This window comes from Paenibacillus sp. S02, from assembly GCF_019454065.1.
Classification (GTDB): domain Bacteria; phylum Bacillota; class Bacilli; order Paenibacillales; family Paenibacillaceae; genus Paenibacillus; species Paenibacillus polymyxa_B.
Genome location: NZ_CP073682.1, coordinates 2144644 through 2161243 on the forward strand (window position 1 = coordinate 2144644; position 16600 = coordinate 2161243).

Genomic DNA, 16600 nt, shown 5'->3' on the forward strand with positions numbered 1-16600 from the left:
TTCCAGTAACATAAGCAAATAAGCAAAACAGGTAAGAAGCATAAACGGAGGTTACAAACGTAATGGACATGAAGAGTGTATTTCAACGCCCGCCGCTGGCGGACTGTGTACCCGAGTTGGTAGCTACAGCTAGAGGAGAGCGCAAGGCATCGCTGGTGATCCGCGGAGGAACACTGGTCAATGTGGTATCGGGCGAGTTGCTGCCGGGCATGTCTATTGCTGTGCAAGGTTCTCGTATCGCTTACGTCGGTAGGGACGTCAGTCATACGATTGGAGAAGACACCATAATCATTGAAGCGGAAGGCCGCTATATGGCACCGGGGTTACTGGACGGACATTGTCACATCGAAAGCACACAGCTGACCGTAACTGAGTTCGCTAAGGCTGTACTGCCGCTGGGAGTGACGGGTGGTTTTTTTGACCCGCATGAAATTTCTAATGTACTGGGTCTAAAAGGGCTTCGTCTGATGCTGGACGAAGCACGTACGACACCGCTGGCTGCTTACATGCAGGTGGCTTCTTGCGTGCCGTCCACAGGTCCGGAGCTGGAAACGACAGGTACCTCCTTCGGCCCGGCGGAAGTCGCAGAGGCGTTAAGCTGGGGCCCGGATATGATCGGGCTGGGCGAAGTCATGAATTTCCCTGGTGTCGTCTATGGAGACGATGTGATGATCGGGGAAATTCAGGCCACGCTGCGCGCGGGCAAGGTGGCGGATGGCCATTTTACATGGGCCTCCGATGATTGGCGGCTGCCTGTCTATGCAGCCGCGGGAATTACGGGCGACCACGAGTGTGTCACGCCCGAGGATGTAGCCGAGCGTATCCGGCTCGGCATGTATGCCAAGATGCGGCAAGGCTCCGCATGGCATGATGTGGCCGAGACGATCCGAGCCAGCACGGAAATGGGTCTCGACACGCGCCGTATGATGCTGGTAACGGATGACCGCAGCGCAGAATCCTTGCTCCATGAAGGGCAGATGGATTTCGTCGTGCGTCATGCCATTGCACAGGGCGTCAAGCCCGTAACCGCGTTTCAGATGGCCACGCTGAATACGGCAGAGCGCTTCGGCGTGGCACGGGACATCGGATCGATCATTCCGGGTGCGATTGCCGACATTATTTTGCTTGATGGCCGATTGGCCGAAGTGAATGTGACGGCTACCATCGCAGCGGGCCAGCTGGTGGCCGAGCACGGTCAAATGGTCGCCGATTGGGACGGCTTCGTTTATCCTGCGGAAGTGATGGACACCGTCCATCTGGGGCGAGAGCTGAGTGCTGCAGATTTCCGCATTGCGGCTCCAGTACAGGAGGGAGATGTACCTGTACGGGTGATTCGTGTTACGGAAAATCACGTGGACACGAAGGAAGTGCGGATGACGGTTCCGGTCCGTAATGGAGAAGTCACGGCAGATCCTGCACAGGATTTGTGCAAAATAGCCGTTTTTGAGCGCCATCATGCCAGTGGCAGTCACGCGGTTGCACTTGTAACAGGTGTGGGCTTCACCGAGCCGGCTGCGATTGCCATGACCGTCGCGCATGATAGCCACAACCTGCTCGTCATTGGTAATGATGACGAGTTCATGACCCAGGCGGCGAAGCAGGCTGTTGCCCTGCGTGGTGGCGTGGTCGTCGTATCCGCCTCGGGTGAGACGCGCTTCCCGCTGTCTATCGCCGGGCTGATGTCCCCAGCTCCGTTTGCAGAGGTGGCTGCGCAGTCCGAAAGTATCAGCCGGGCGCTTCAGCAATCCGGCTGCATGCTGAACAACGCGCTGATGACACTGTCACTGCTCGCATTGGTCGTTATCCCTGAAATCCGTCTGTCGGATCAGGGGCTTGTCGTGATCGGAGCGGATGGCATCCGCAAGGTATCTCTTTTCGTGGAAGAGGATGCTGTGGAAGTCTGATAGAACACGTCGCTGGGGGTTATCCTGCAGGTCTGCCCAGACCTGAGGGATAACCCCTGTTTTTCATATACGAAGCCAAAAAAGTTACCTTCGATTCCTTTATAAAAGTCAAGGAGCGGTGAGCAGATGCATCCCTATTATCGTTCATTAGAAAAGATGGCTCATCATGCCTCGATTATAGAGCAGGATTGGAACAGGTTTGTAGAGCAAACCCGTGTGAAGCATGTTCAGCTGGGAATTTGCCTTTTATCTTTTGGAGACGAAAAAAGTGTAATAAGAAAAAATCACATTATACAGTTGTGTTACTTATAATCTTCAGAAAACCGTTCTTCCCAGCGGTAAACATTAACTGATTAATGGATTTTCTTGCGGTATCGTTAAACAAATACCACTCATCTTTCGATACGTCATGAACTAAAATCTCTGGATATTCTGTTGAAAGTTCAGATGGAACAGGACTAATTAAAGAATAAATATCAAAACGAACTAAGCTTTTCCCTTTTTGGTCTAAGAAATCATATTGTGCATTTTTATAATAAGACCCAAATGTGTCAATAGTGAAGCTCCAAGAGTAGTTTGCAGGTGCTTCAACCTTTTCACCTATGTTTTTTGCGAAAATATTATAAATGGTTTCATTAAATGCATTTACATTAATTTGCTGAACTACGCCGCCCATAAACATATGGTATTCATATTGCAATGCTTTTACTTGTACACCGTCTATGAACAATGGTTTAGTATCAACAGTCACTGCAAAGTTGTTGTAATTGACATTACAGCCAAACGTCTCTGCAATAAAACGAAGTGGAACATATATGCGATTATTTTTCGTGTATGGTTTTACATCAAGCAGTATCTTTTCTCCGTTTTTTTCCGCGGTGCTTCTATTTATTGCTAATTTCACTTTCATATCGCTTTTAGCGAGAATAACCTCGGAATTGGACCATTCGACGCTAGCCCCCAAACTTTCACTAATAACACGTAGAGGTACCATTGTGCGTTTGTTCTTCATTTCGGGCTTCACATCGGATGTAGTAGTCACACCGTCAACTTTGATTTGATTTTCTGCTGCATAAGTAGTGGAGGATGAAATAAATAAAAAAATTATAAGAAAAGCCCCAAAGAAAGCTTTTTTCATAAATGATTGCTCCTTTCTTGGTTAAATTTGTTGCGCAGCAACTTTACCCCATATTAAGACGCAACTGGATAAAGATCGTTGCGCTGTCCTGTCTGTTAACTTAACGTAACAACCAGTTTGTACTATTTAATTAACTTCCTATATTTACCGTTTTAAAATTTCTAACCTTCCCGGGGAATTATGTCGATAACATTGAATATTATTCATAAATTTAATCAAAGTAAATCCTTAGGGGGAAAGATAATGAGAATACAGCTAAAAGTTGCGATTTCTCTAGCATGTTTAATGATGCTTATAGGTTGTTCAGCCTCACCAGTATCACAGCAGACGACCAAGATTACACTTTTGAATTCCAAAGCTGAAATAAAAACTCAATTAGAAGAAGTAGCAAAACAATACAATCAAGAGCACCCCGGAGTATCTTTAGAGATTATTACCGCTCCAGAGGGAACGTCTGCATATCAAAAGCTGATGTCGATGTACGGCTCAGGAAGTGCAGCAACCATGTCGATGCTTGATCCGGGAGACACTCAGCAATTTCTGGATAAGGCCCTTGATTTAAGTAAAGAAAAGTGGGTAGCCGATACAATAGAAAATGGACTTGACACCGTTAAGAAAAGCAATGCTGTGCTGGGATTTCCATTCGCAGTGGAAGGCTACGGATTAATATACAATAAGAAAGTGCTGGACAAAGCGACAGGGGGTTCTTTTGATGCTTCCTCGGTAAAAAGCAGAAGCAGCCTGAACTCATTAATGGCTAGGATTCAGAAGACGGGAGTAGCACCGGTCATGCTTTCGCCAATGGACTGGTCTCTCGGCTCTCATCTTTTAGCTTTGTCTTATTCTGTTCAGCCTGGGGGTTTTTCAGAGTTTGTTAAAGGTATGCAGAACAACTCCATCGATATGTCCCAAAACAGTGTAATGTCTGGATGGGTACAAACTTTAGACCTGCTCAAGGATAACAGCATCAATAAGCACTCGCCTTTGGACAGTACATATGACGATGGAGCCAAAGCTTTGGGAGAGGGCAAGGTAGGGCTTTGGTTTATGGGCAACTGGGCGTGGGCTGGAATTAAGAGCAATGATACAGCAAATGAGGAATACGGCTTTTTGCCCCTTCCATTAAGCGATAATACGGATGATCCTAACAATGCTAAGATTACAGTCGGTGTGACAAAGTATATATTCATCGACTCCAAAACTACCACACCTCAGCAGCAAGAGGAGGCAAAGAAGTTTTTGAACTGGCTGGTATACGAAAAGTCTGGACAAGAGTTTTTAGTTAACAAGGCCAATGTTATAACGGCGTTCAAGAATATTGACTTGGAGCCTACCGATCCCTTGAGTAGATCGATCAAGTCATATATGTCGAGCGGAAAGACGCTGCCGTTTATGGCAACCCTCCCACCTGATCATGGGGCCATCACAGGAGCATCTATCCAAAGCTACATCAGTGGAAAGATAGATAAGGCTGAGCTGTTGCGCCAAATACGCATATACTGGAAAGCTCAGCAGTGATGACACGAGACCAGTCACGGGAGGAAGATAAAGATGTTTAAATTAACGCTAAAGAAAAAAATAATTAGTGCAGCGCTCATACTGGTTATCGTACTGTCCCTTTCAAGTGTAATAGGCGTCATTAAGATGTCGGAAATGGGGGAGGCTTCTGATAAGGTAAATAACAAGTCTTTGCCTGCGGTTATTCTTCTTCAAGGTATGGATAAGCAGATTACAGAAATCGATAGACTCACCGTTCGAATGATACTCGAAGAGGATGCTGCTGTTCGCAGCACTTATCAAGAGGAACTAACCAAAGCTACAGCTTCAATGGATAAGAGTGTAAATGAATATCAAAGTTTAGCCTCTACGGCAGAGGAAAAAGAACTGTTCACCAACTTTTATGGTCAGTGGGCAATGTATCTTCGCCATCTCAAAGTGGTTTCCGCTGCCATGGAAGAAAACGACAAAGTGATGGCCTACATGATCATTCATGGAAATTCTTCTATTTATAAGGCAGCATTAGACGATGTAACTAAACTGAAGCTACTTAATGAGCAGTACGCCACGGATGCAGCTAATCAATCGAGTGATTCCTACTATTCAGGTAAACTGTTTATGATTTCTCTGACTATCATATGTACAATCCTTGGAATTATCGGTTCTTTTTTACTGGCTCAATCGTTCACTAAGCCCATATTAAAGATAGCGGAACAGATGAAGCTGGTAACCGGGGGGAACCTACAAGTGGAACCCCTTAGGGTCCGATCAAAAGATGAGGTCGGGGAACTGGCATCCGATTTTAATGAAATGTGCGATTCACTGCGTAACCTTTTAAAGGAAGTCGTGGATAACTCTTTACTGGTTGCCTCTACAGCAGAACAGTTAACGGCCAGTGCGGAACAGACAAGCATTGCAACCGAGCAGATAGCAGTAAGTGCCACTCAAGTCGCAGAAGGATCTCAGACACAGCTTGCAGATATAGCTGAAACGCTGAATTACACGGTAGGCGTTTCTAAAAGTGTAGAGAACATAACCAATCGCTTTGTGAATGTGGCGAATCTTACAACCCAAGCACAAGAAAAAGCAAACAACGGGAAAACCCAAATGTCTTCCACTGTCTCTCAAATAAGAGATGTGCATACCAAGGTAACTCAATCCGCTGAAGTGGTAAATATTCTAGGAGAAAAGTCTGCGGAGATCAGACAGATCACAGCTATGATCCGTGATATATCAGCCCGAACCAACTTGCTTTCACTAAATGCGAGTATAGAAGCTGCGAGGGCGGGAGAGCAGGGAAAAGGGTTTGCGGTTGTTGCTTTTGAAGTACGCAATCTGTCGGCACAAGCAAGTGAAGCAACAGGCAAGATCTCTTCTCTGGTCAACGAAATCACCTTAAGAACAGATGAAGTTGTGATTTCAATGAATGAAGGTGTTCAATCTCTGAATGAAGGCATGATGCTTGTCGAAGGTGTAGGTAACGTTTTTTCTGAGATTGTAGGTGCCGTTGAAGAAGTGAGCGGTGAGGTGGACACAGCAGCTGTAGAAGCAAGATCCGTAAATGAAGGAACCGTTTCTATGGTGGAATCTATGAGAAAAATTGCTGAAATCTCCGAACGTGCAGCAGATTCTACTCAAACAGTCGCAAGCGTAGTCGAGGAAACTACTGCATCCATGCAGGAAGTGTCTGCAGGTGCTAACATGCTTGCCAAGAGGGCGGAAGAGATGAATCAAACGGTGTCGGTATTCAAGATTTAAAATAAGCTTCAAATCAACTGGAGTTAAGAGCGGCAGCCTTGGACGAGAAAAACAAGTCCTAGACTGCCGCTGTTTTTTTAAGCTCAAACCATTAGATTACGAATGAACTGCTTCAGCTTTTTTGGCTGCTCTTTTCAGATCTTGTTTACGGCGTTCCTCCAGATACCGCTCCCCATTCTTCTTGTCTGCTGTCAGTGTAAAGCAGGATATGATGGTGAACAGGCCTGCAATGGAACCCAGAATTACATAAGTAATCGGGAAATTTAATACTTCATACATATGCCCCACAATGGGCGAGAAAATGGAAACCACCAGGGAGCCCATAAACAAATACAGCAGGTACATGGTGGAGGACAGGCGCTGGTCAAAGTTAACGGTAATGTATTTGAAGATGGCCACCAGAATAAGAGGTTTCTCCAGGGAGTGAATCATCTTCATTGCAGCTACCCATATGGAACCGAATGGCAACGAAGAGCCGATAATACGCAAAGACATAATCGACCCGGCAATAATTAATGCCCATTTGGCGGTCGTTTTGTTTACAAACCAAGGGGTAACGAAAAGGAACACAAATTCCAGGAAAACCTGCACAGCGCTCAAATCGCCAAGGAATTGATTTCCTTCCGCTTTGGAACTGAACTGTGATACGAAGTATGTGGCAAACTGTTGGTCATATACCTCATAAATTTGGGTCACCCCAACCATGAATAGCATAAGAAACCAGAACTTTTTGGTACGTACGAGATGCAGCACATCAATTAGCTTCAACGATTCTGTTTTCTGTTGCTCCTGTCCGGAAATTTCGACTTTGGTCAGGAAGATGCAGATCATGGCAACAACGGCAGATACCGAGGCAATCCAGAAGGTCAGATTTACATTGATATTGATGACTCGTCCCGCAACAAAAGTAGCCGCCGCCCACCCGAGTGAACCCCACATACGAACCCGCCCGTATTCAAAGCCATATTTACGCGAAACTTTGTCCATATACGAATCGACGACACCGTTACCTGCATTAAATACTAGGCCGATAAATAGCGCACCAACAATGGCACCAATGACGAACTGCGTTTGAAGCAATGGACCGTACACATAGATAAAAAAGGGTCCGACGAGCAAAAGGATTGTAAAGAGTATGTACAGCAGATGTTTTCTCAAGCCCAGCTTGTCAGATAAGTAACCGAACAGGGGCTGCATGATCAAGGCGACGATTGAATTAGCCGCGTATAAAAATCCCGTATAGGTTTCTGAAATTCCCAGGCTTTGTCCCAGCCAAATGACAAAAAAAGACATGGCGGCAGACCATGTAAACAGATAAGCGAAGTTAAAAATACTCAGAGACCAATAGTTGCGTTTTGCCAAATTCATCATGTTTAAGCACCCCTTTAAATTGTAGCGGCTCCAATTGTATACAACGTCAATATGCATTGTCTGTACTATTAATTGTAAGGATTATTCAGATGCTTCCATAGGGCATTTTCCCAAGATTTCCTGTGCTTATTACAATCAGTTGATAATTCGAATAAAACAGCCGATCCTGATATGGATTATATATGGTAAAATATACAAAATGGATATGTATTACTCTTTCGAACAGAGATGAAGAATGTGATGATTTTAAAGAAATCTAACATAGCGAACGCTTGAGAGTTAACTCACTTTCCTTATCCCAAAGCAACCCGGTAGTTCTTGATGTAAGCGATATGACAGTAACATGAGAACATGCTGTTACATGGGTGTTTGAAGTAATTAAAAACTTTTCGAAACCTACCGGGTGTGTGTAACTACATCTACGTCTTATAAGAAATAAGTCCTAAGTGTAAAATTCCCTTATAGTTCATTAAGCTCACTAAGTAGGAGGAGAAACATAGGGGGCATCATAATTGTAAAAGCAAGGGGATGAAGTGATTTATTTTGCAAGTACAAAGTTACTTGAAACAGTGATCGTATATGGAGTATTGTGTAACGACGAGTTATGACGAAACCCACTCACCCTAAAGGCACAGGTTATCACTGGGCTCAATAGACATTGCTAACATCCAGATAGAAGTAGGTGCGAATCGAGGATACGGCAGTCTTTATAGTTGCCATGTTTACGTTGATTAAAAACTTTCCTACACTAGTCAGAAGGGGGAGCGGATGGCTGTCCCTGATTGGTGCTGGTCATTTAGATCGAACTGAGCATTATTTGTGAAAAGAAAAGCACCAGATTACATACTCTAGGCAATCAGATACCGTTCTTTGGATGCAACAATGGGCTACGTCCCTATTAACATATATTATACAAATTAAAGAGAAAACGAATAAAAACAAAATGTTGTGAATTCGTAGTTGGAGGATTTATTATGTCGAAAAGTGTTTCTTCGTCCTTTATTATCATTATAGGATCAATGCTATTTGCCTTATTTTTTGGTGCAGGGAATCTAATCTTTCCACCTATGCTTGGGCAAATGGCTGGGAAGAATGTATGGATAGCCAATGCAGGTTTCTTGGTTACCGGAGTTGGCTTACCATTACTAGCCGTCACAGCCTTTGTTTTTTCGGGCAAAAGCAATTTGCAAACTTTAGCGAGTCGTGTACATCCTGTATTCGCCATTGTCTTTACAACCATTCTTTATCTAGCCATCGGGCCTTTATATGCAATTCCTAGAACCGGTAGTGTGTCATTTGAAATTGGAGTAAAACCTTTTTTTTCAAACAATGCAGATCATCCTGTCGCACTTTTTGTATTTACTATCCTTTTTTTTGCAGTTGCATGTTTGTTATCACTTAATCCTACAAAAATTATTGATGTAATCGGAAAGTTTTTAACACCCATTAAATTGACATTCATTGGATTACTTGTGATTGTAGCTATTATTCACCCAATAGGAAAGTTCCAAGAACCTGCGGAGGGTTATACATCGAATGTCTTTTTCAAAGGCTTTCAAGAGGGTTATTTAACATTGGACGCTCTTGTAGCCTTTATTTTTGGAATTATCATTGTGAATGCAATTAAGGATAGAGGAGTTACTTCCAAAAAAGAGTTGATGATCATTTGTGCCAAAGCGATAGCAATTGCGGTTATACTCTTAGCTTTTATCTATACGTCTCTTTCATACATGGGAGCTTCTAGCGTTGAAAAATTGGGTGTTTTAGGAAATGGCGCTGAGGTGTTAGCTAAGGTTTCCTCCTATTATTTTGGATCATATGGTTCTATTCTATTAGGCTTAATGATTACAGTAGCTTGTTTAACGACAAGTGTGGGGCTTATCACTTCCTGCTCTTCTTTTTTTCATGGATTATTTCCAAAAATCTCTTACAAAAGAGTTGCTCTCATGTTATCTATATTTAGTACCCTTGTAGCCAACATAGGTTTAACACAGCTCATTAAGGTTTCAACGCCAGTATTAATGGCAATATATCCTATTGCTATTTCTCTAATATTTTTAACTTTTTTACATCCCGTATTTAAAGGAAAGTCAGAAGTATATCAAGGCAGTTTGATATTAACCTTTATCATTAGTTTATTTGATGGCTTGAATGCTGCTGGAATAAAAATTAATGTAATTAATGATTTTTTCACTCATCTTCTTCCATTATATAATGTAGGGTTAGGGTGGTTAATTCCCTCTGTTTTAGGAGGCGTAGCTGGCTACATATTTACTAAGTTAAGAGGAAGAAAAATAATTTTAGTACTTATGAAGCCCAAAAAAAATAAATGATTTATCCTATGCATATTAGTCTGTTATATAAGGGACAGCAAGCGCCTGATCTGCTTCGTGCTGCTTACGGTACTGCGAAGGGGTCAGGCCGTTCCATTTTTTAAAGGTCGCAATAAAATAGCTTAGATTGTCAAAACCAACATCCAGCGCAATATCAACCACTTTGCGATCACTTTGCTCCAGCAACCTGCAAGCCTTTTGAATCCGATGATAGTTAATATATTCTACCGGGCTTTTCTGAACCATCTGCTTAAAAAAACGGCAAAAATGCCCCTCACTCATTCCAATCTCATCTGCGATCTCCCGTAAACGTATAGGCTCATGAGCATGACTGTTAATATACGCCAGCGCTTTTTTGATCCGTTCAACTTTATTGCGTTGCCCCGCCATAATCACATCCTCTCCGTTAGCGGGGGTCATGTGTGGGTACAGACAGGCGATCGTGCTATAGAGCTGCGCCTTGGTCGCCAGTTCACGGGCAGGCGCATTCTGCTCATGGCTGGTGATAATGTGTCGCAATGCAGCCAGCACCTCTTGCTCCCAGGGCTGCACGCCGCGAATGTGAGGGGGAGGGACAAGCTTTTTACTGATAAATGGGTCAATAAACTGCGTTTGCACCGTATCCTGCGTGCGGCTGTGCAGCATGTCGGGGTGAAACACCACCGCAGAGAATACGCAGCGAGCGCTTTTTTGTAAATAACCTGCGTGAAGCTCACCGCTGTTGACAAAAAGAGCTTCACCTTCGTTCACCTCCGTATAGACCATATCCGTCTGAAATACGGCGCTCCCCTGTTCCACTACGATAAACTCCATCTCCTCATGCCAATGGGACTCCAGTACACTATTTCCATTTAGCTGCTCTACGCTCGGATATACGCTAACCGGATACATGGGATTGCCGTGAATGCGATTTTCCCGCAACATTTCTCTTTGCATTTCTATGACTCCTTTTCCGCAAACTGATTTATATAGAAAACATCAAAATATTGATACAATACGTCAAAATAAAAGAAGTAAACCCTTACATAAATCAATATTATTATAGTAAGGATTTCGAAAAAATCCAACAAGCGATTTGGAATCAAGAATATAAAGATCGAGACGGAGGAAGGAACAGATGAAATTTACAGATGGCTATTGGTTGGTTCGTAAGGGCTATGAAATACAAAATCCTGCTGAAATCCGTGATATCGTGACGGACGATGCTTCCATGACGGTATATGCAGCGACCCACCGGATCGAGCATAAAGGAGATACGCTGAACGGAGCGTTGCTGAAAGCGACCTACAGCTCGCCTATGCCGAATGTCATTCAGGTGCGTCTGAACCACCATAAGGGACGGGTCCATCAGGGACCGAATTTTGAAATTCACACCTTGCCAACAGAGGTAGACATTACGGTGGATGAAGACGTAGCGGTACTGAAAAGCGGCGATCTGAGTGTGCGAGTCGACCGTGGGAAGAGCTGGGATGTAGGCTTTTATGTCGAGGATCGCAAAGTCACAGGCAGCGGACATCGGGGACCAGGCTATATTACAGACCCGCAGGATCAGCCTTTTTTCCGGGAACAGCTGGAGCTTGGCATCGGTGAGTACGTATACGGACTTGGAGAGCGTTTCACTCCGTTCGTAAAAAATGGCCAGGTGGTTGATATCTGGAATGAAGATGGCGGGACTAGCAGTGAGCAGGCATATAAAAACATTCCATTCTATCTATCTAATAAAGGGTATGGTGTGTTCGTCAACCATCCAGAAAAGGTATCCTATGAGATTGCATCGGAAAATGTATCAAAGGTTCAGTTTAGCGTCTCCGGCGAATCGTTAGAGTATTTTATTATTGGTGGAGCTAACCCTAAAGAGGTACTGGACAATTACACCAAGCTGACGGGTAAACCTGCATTACCACCAGCCTGGACCTTTGGTTTGTGGCTGACCACTTCGTTCACAACAGATTATGATGAAGCGACAGTGAACCATTTTGTGGACGGGATGGCTGAGCGAGATCTGCCACTCTCGGTATTCCATTTTGACTGCTTCTGGATGAAGGAATACCAATGGTGCGATTTCCAGTGGGATCAAGATATGTTCCCAGACCCGGAAGGCATGCTGCAGAGATTGAAAGCAAAGGGCCTCAAAATTTGTGCATGGATCAATCCATATATTGCGGAAAAATCCACTTTGTTCGATGAAGGCATGGAGAATGGCTATCTGGTCAAAACTGCCGATGGCGGTGTGTGGCAATGGGACATGTGGCAGGCGGGGATGGGGCTGGTTGACTTCACGAATCCGGCTGCAGTCGCATGGTACCAGGATAAGCTGAAGGTGTTGGTAGATCAGGGGGTGGATTGCTTTAAAACTGATTTTGGCGAGCGCATCCCTACCCATGTGGTATATCATGACGGCTCTGATCCACTGAAGATGCATAACTATTATACGCATTTGTACAACAAGGCTGTATTTGATGTGCTGGAGGAAAAGCTGGGTAAAAATGAAGCAGCGTTATTTGCGCGTTCCGCTACAGCCGGGGGGCAACAGTTCCCGGTTCACTGGGGCGGAGACTGCTCGTCGACGTATGAGTCGATGGCGGAATCCTTGCGAGGCGGTTTGTCGCTTGGTTTGAGCGGCTTCGGCTTCTGGAGCCATGATATTAGCGGCTTTGAGTTAACGGCTGCGCCGGACGTGTACAAACGGTGGGTACAATTCGGGCTTCTGTCCTCTCATAGCCGTCTGCACGGAAACGAATCCTATCGCGTGCCTTGGCTGTTTGATGAAGAATCAGTCGACGTGGTGCGCAGCTTTACAAAACTCAAATGCTCGCTAATGCCATACCTGTATCCTTCTGCTGTGGAATCCTCGGTAAAGGGACTGCCGATGATGCGGGCTATGGTATTGGAATTCCCGCAGGACCCAACCTGTGCAACGCTGGATCTGCAATACATGCTGGGGGATTCCATTCTGGTAGCCCCGATCTTTAATAAAGAAGGCAACGTGCAGTATTATGTACCAGAGGGTAAGTGGACAAATTTACTTACGAATGAGAGCGTGTCAGGTGGTCGTTGGGTTAACGAGCATCATGATTTTACAACTTTGCCTGTGCTCGTGAAGCCGAACACACTGTTGGCAATCGGTCATGAGAACAGTCGTCCGGATTATGATTATGCTGATCAAGTGGCGCTTCATTTGTTTGAACTTGGTGAGGGGCAACAGGCTCGAACGTTTATCGTGAATACGTCAGGTGAAGAAGAGCTAACGGTTACTGCTAGCCGCAAGGATTCTGTCATTACGGTGAAGGCAGAAGGTGCTGTTAAACCATGGTCGATAGTCCTGCGCGGTATCCACGAGGCTGTTCAAGTGGAGGAAGGCAGCAGCCAGTCGGGAGAACAGGGTGTAATCATTACACCAGCTTCCAGCGGACAGCAAGAGCTTACTATTCACTTGGGCTAGGTAAGGCGCTAGAAAGTGGATGAAGTATGTCACAATGTAGCGATTATATGCAAAAAAGGGTTTGCCTGATCCAACAGGCAAGCCCTTTTTGATGCAGATTTTTGATAGAGACCAGTTGCAACTTTTAGCTTCGGTATTATTCCTATTCATTCTGCTGGAGTAGCAGCGGTACAATATACTGCCGGAAAATATCCACAGGAGTCCGTTTCTTTTTGAATTTATCAGCGGTAACGACAACAACCATGTCATACGACGGGACGACAACAATATATTGCCCACCAAAGCCGAGAGCGTAAAAATAGTCCGTTTCAGTTCCTGTCTCTGTTTCATCTGAAAAGGAAGAAGTCCACCAGTGCCAGCCGTAAAATGCTTTTTGTGGTTTGGCAGCGGGAAGAAACGGACGGGTTGAATATCGGACTGTCTCTGTTTGGATGATCTGCCGTCCTTCCCAGCCTCCTTCGTTCAGATAAAGCCGCCCGAATTTGAGCATGTCCATCGGCCTGAGATGCAGTCCGAATCCACCCGTATGAGTACCCTGAGGATCGGTTTCCCAATGATAGCTTTCGATACCGAGCGGTTGGAATAATTGCTGCTCGGCAAATTCAGCAACTGTTTGTCCAGAAACATTACGTAGTATGGTGGCCAAAAGTTGAGAACAGCCAGAACTGTATTCCATTCGACTACCTGGCACATCTGATAATGGCTGTGAAAGCACAAATTGCACCCAGTCTGACGTTTTGCTCATGGTAGGAAAAGAATTTTGTCCGCCAAATTCCGTCCAGTTAAAGCCTGCGGACATCGTCAGCAGATGTTCAATCGTAATATCACGCTTACGAGAATCACTATCTGTGGCCAACTGGGGAAAGAATTCGAGGATCGGCGTCTCCGGTTTCGGTCCCCGTTGCTGGTCCATAGCGATACTAACTAATGCGGAAATCACGCTTTTGGTACAGGAATTTATTTTATAGAGTTCATTAGCAATTTGAGGTTCACGATAGTAATTCATGATCATGTTACCCTGCTGCTCAATAAGGCAGCTGCGGGTTTCCAATTCGTTAAGCACGTGAATAAGCGGTTTGAGTTCCAGACTTTTCATGCAGATCCTCCTTGAGGCTTATGGCATAGCAATACATAGTATATCATTTTAATAGTCCAAAATTCGAAGAGTACAAACTGAAAACAGTTCATTTACTAATTTTGAATTTTTTTGTTCTTTCATATTAAAAAAGATATATATGTTCACTAAATAGACACAAATATATTTAAAAATCTATACACTTTTTCTGTTTCATTCAAAAAAACAATCGAATAAAACGATATATAGTAAGTTGGACATTTTATTCAGAAATAACTGGGGGACCGATTCATGAATTTAACAATTAAGGCCAAAATGATTCTTAGCGCGATACTGATTCCGAGTGTGATTGCGGCTATGCTGCTGACCAATTACATTTTAAGCGTACATAGTGAGAATGAGTACAAGGATATTATGAATCGAGAAGAGGCTATTGCGTATAACTCGAAGTCTCTTCAATTTTTGTTAAACGGCATATCTAATGATGAGCGGGCATATTTGCTAACTCGTGATGAACAGTACGGGCGAGAGATCGGAAACAAGCAAAGTGAAGTTGCAAAGTTGCTACAGGAGACAGAAGCTCTGCTTAATACAGGTAATGAGGATTCTAAGAAAAAGATGACTGATCTCAAGACAGGGATTAATACTTACATGAATCAAGTTCATCGTTTACTGACTACAGCGGGGTATCAGAGTACAAGAGACGATGCTTTCCCGCCATTTTCTGATTTGCTCGATGATTTTGAAAACGAACGGGTGTTGCGTAAGCAACTTGATACCAAGGTAGTAGCCTTTGTCAAAGCTCAAGAAGATATGGTAATGGTGAAAGTACAGCAAGCGCATCAAACGATGACGAATACATCTTTGATTACGAGTATTGTAGGACTTCTAGTTATCATTTACAGTATTGTTCAATCCATCGTTTTGATTCGTTCTATTCGTCCATTACACCATATGAATGAGCAGCTGTTGGAAATGTCTGAAGGAGGGGGAGATTTGCGTAGCCGACTGGATATTACGTCCAAAGACGAAATCGGTATGATTGCAAGCTCCTACAACAAGCTTATTGAGGGGTTCCGCAGTATTATTGTGGATGCTCAGGATACGGCGCGTACATTAACCGTAACCGCAGAGCGGGTTAGCGTAAGTACAGAGGAAATGAATCAGGCCAATCGTCATACTTCCGGTGTAATGGAAGAGCTAGCGGCTGGTATGGAGCATCAGGTCGATGATATTACACAAACTACAGATACCGTAAAAGAGCTAGCCCACGAACTGGAGCATATTGCAGCTACGAGCCAGCAGGTGTATGAGTTGTCTGATACAGCCGCTAAAGATGCAGAAGCAGGAGAACAATCTATAGGTCAGGCTATGCGTCAGATGGAGAAGGTAAGCGAAAGTGTAGACAGCTCTGCACGTGCTGTACGTTCACTTAGTGAACAGGCCGAACAGATTGGCATGATCGGAGCTGTTATTACCGGAATAGCCAAACAGACAGGAATGCTGGCGCTCAACGCGTCGATTGAAGCGGCAAGAGCCGGAGAGCAGGGCAAAGGATTTGCAGTTGTAGCCTCTGAGGTAAGAAGATTGGCCGAGCAGGTATCGGTTTCAGCAGCAGAAATCACACAATTTGTGCAAAATATTCAAGAGCATGTTGGAAATGTGGCTTCCAGTATGCAGACAGGGACGGTTGAAGTGCAGTCTGGCGTAAAGGTTATGCAATCCGCAGAAACCGCATTTCGTCAGATTGGAAGTTCCATTCAACTGGTCAGCGAACAGATTCACAGTGTAAATCGGTCTGTAGAACAGATGTCCGGCGGATCCGAGCGCATGGTGGAAGCAGTAGAACGTATTCGTGAAGTAGCAGAGCAGTCGGCAGGGGGAACCCAGAGCGTCAGTGCGGCAGCTGAAGAGCAGCTGGCTTCCATGGAGGAAATTGCATCATCCATTCATACACTGGCGGATATGTCGCAACTGCTAAATGCAAGAGTCGGTGGATTTAAAGTGTAACCGCATAAATCCCCACCAATGTAAACACAATAACATTTGTTGAACGAATCAGAACAGCTGTGTTATTACTTT

10 protein-coding genes are annotated in these 16600 nt (G+C 44.5%); 6 read left to right on the top strand and 4 right to left on the bottom strand.

The window, feature by feature from the left end; genetic code table 11:
• The first annotated feature begins 62 nt into the window (after positions 1 to 62).
• Positions 63 to 1904, top strand: coding sequence for an adenine deaminase (locus tag KAI36_RS09550; protein WP_220027597.1), 1842 nt, complete (start codon positions 63 to 65; stop codon positions 1902 to 1904).
• Between the two features lie 289 nt (positions 1905 to 2193).
• Here KAI36_RS09550 and KAI36_RS09555 read toward each other — a convergent pair whose 3' ends face one another.
• Entirely contained in the window at positions 2194 to 3042 is an 849-nt protein-coding gene (locus KAI36_RS09555) for a copper amine oxidase N-terminal domain-containing protein (RefSeq protein WP_220027598.1), read from the bottom strand.
• Between the two features lie 243 nt (positions 3043 to 3285).
• Here KAI36_RS09555 and KAI36_RS09560 point away from each other — a divergent pair, with 243 nt between their 5' ends.
• Both KAI36_RS09560 and KAI36_RS09565 read left to right on the top strand, forming a co-directional pair.
• Positions 3286 to 4560 (top strand): ABC transporter substrate-binding protein, encoded by a 1275-nt coding sequence (locus KAI36_RS09560; protein WP_220028086.1) that lies wholly within the window; start codon positions 3286 to 3288, stop codon positions 4558 to 4560.
• A gap of 33 nt (positions 4561 to 4593) precedes the next feature.
• On the top strand, positions 4594 to 6297 hold the full coding sequence (locus tag KAI36_RS09565) for a methyl-accepting chemotaxis protein (RefSeq protein ID WP_220027599.1): 1704 nt from the start codon (positions 4594 to 4596) through the stop codon (positions 6295 to 6297).
• Between the two features lie 96 nt (positions 6298 to 6393).
• On the opposite strand, the gene KAI36_RS09570 is transcribed toward KAI36_RS09565, so the two are convergent.
• Complete coding sequence (locus KAI36_RS09570) at positions 6394 to 7668, bottom strand: oligosaccharide MFS transporter (protein ID WP_069291668.1); 1275 nt, start codon at positions 7666 to 7668, stop codon at positions 6394 to 6396.
• 974 nt (positions 7669 to 8642) lie between these two features.
• Here KAI36_RS09570 and brnQ point away from each other — a divergent pair.
• The gene (gene brnQ / locus KAI36_RS09575) at positions 8643 to 10001 is read left to right on the top strand and encodes a branched-chain amino acid transport system II carrier protein (RefSeq protein ID WP_220027600.1); all 1359 of its coding nucleotides are present in this window, start codon (positions 8643 to 8645) and stop codon (positions 9999 to 10001) included.
• 15 nt (positions 10002 to 10016) lie between these two features.
• On the opposite strand, the gene KAI36_RS09580 is transcribed toward brnQ, so the two are convergent.
• The gene (locus KAI36_RS09580) at positions 10017 to 10937 is read right to left on the bottom strand and encodes an AraC family transcriptional regulator (protein ID WP_220027601.1); all 921 of its coding nucleotides are present in this window, start codon (positions 10935 to 10937) and stop codon (positions 10017 to 10019) included.
• Positions 10938 to 11118: 181 nt separating this feature from the next.
• Between KAI36_RS09580 and yicI the strand changes: the two genes are divergently transcribed.
• Complete coding sequence (gene yicI, locus KAI36_RS09585; RefSeq protein ID WP_220027602.1) at positions 11119 to 13443, top strand: alpha-xylosidase; 2325 nt, start codon at positions 11119 to 11121, stop codon at positions 13441 to 13443.
• A 142-nt stretch (positions 13444 to 13585) separates the two neighbouring features.
• Here yicI and KAI36_RS09590 read toward each other — a convergent pair whose 3' ends face one another.
• The gene (locus KAI36_RS09590; protein WP_220027603.1) at positions 13586 to 14539 is read right to left on the bottom strand and encodes a serine hydrolase domain-containing protein; all 954 of its coding nucleotides are present in this window, start codon (positions 14537 to 14539) and stop codon (positions 13586 to 13588) included.
• 270 nt (positions 14540 to 14809) lie between these two features.
• Here KAI36_RS09590 and KAI36_RS09595 point away from each other — a divergent pair, with 270 nt between their 5' ends.
• Entirely contained in the window at positions 14810 to 16528 is a 1719-nt protein-coding gene (locus KAI36_RS09595; RefSeq protein ID WP_220027604.1) for a methyl-accepting chemotaxis protein, read from the top strand.
• Positions 16529 to 16600: the final 72 nt, after the last annotated feature.

What these genes read in the sequence shown, in the direction of transcription:
- KAI36_RS09550 (WP_220027597.1), top strand. Translation starts at nt 63, where the DNA reads ATGGACATGAAGAGTGTATTTCAACGCCCGCCGCTGGCGGACTGTGTA.
- KAI36_RS09555 (WP_220027598.1), bottom strand. Translation starts at nt 3,042, where the DNA reads ATGAAAAAAGCTTTCTTTGGGGCTTTTCTTATAATTTTTTTATTTATT.
- KAI36_RS09560 (WP_220028086.1), top strand. Translation starts at nt 3,286, where the DNA reads ATGAGAATACAGCTAAAAGTTGCGATTTCTCTAGCATGTTTAATGATG.
- KAI36_RS09565 (WP_220027599.1), top strand. Translation starts at nt 4,594, where the DNA reads ATGTTTAAATTAACGCTAAAGAAAAAAATAATTAGTGCAGCGCTCATA.
- KAI36_RS09570 (WP_069291668.1), bottom strand. Translation starts at nt 7,668, where the DNA reads ATGATGAATTTGGCAAAACGCAACTATTGGTCTCTGAGTATTTTTAAC.
- brnQ (WP_220027600.1), top strand. Translation starts at nt 8,643, where the DNA reads ATGTCGAAAAGTGTTTCTTCGTCCTTTATTATCATTATAGGATCAATG.
- KAI36_RS09580 (WP_220027601.1), bottom strand. Translation starts at nt 10,937, where the DNA reads ATGCAAAGAGAAATGTTGCGGGAAAATCGCATTCACGGCAATCCCATG.
- yicI (WP_220027602.1), top strand. Translation starts at nt 11,119, where the DNA reads ATGAAATTTACAGATGGCTATTGGTTGGTTCGTAAGGGCTATGAAATA.
- KAI36_RS09590 (WP_220027603.1), bottom strand. Translation starts at nt 14,539, where the DNA reads ATGAAAAGTCTGGAACTCAAACCGCTTATTCACGTGCTTAACGAATTG.
- KAI36_RS09595 (WP_220027604.1), top strand. Translation starts at nt 14,810, where the DNA reads ATGAATTTAACAATTAAGGCCAAAATGATTCTTAGCGCGATACTGATT.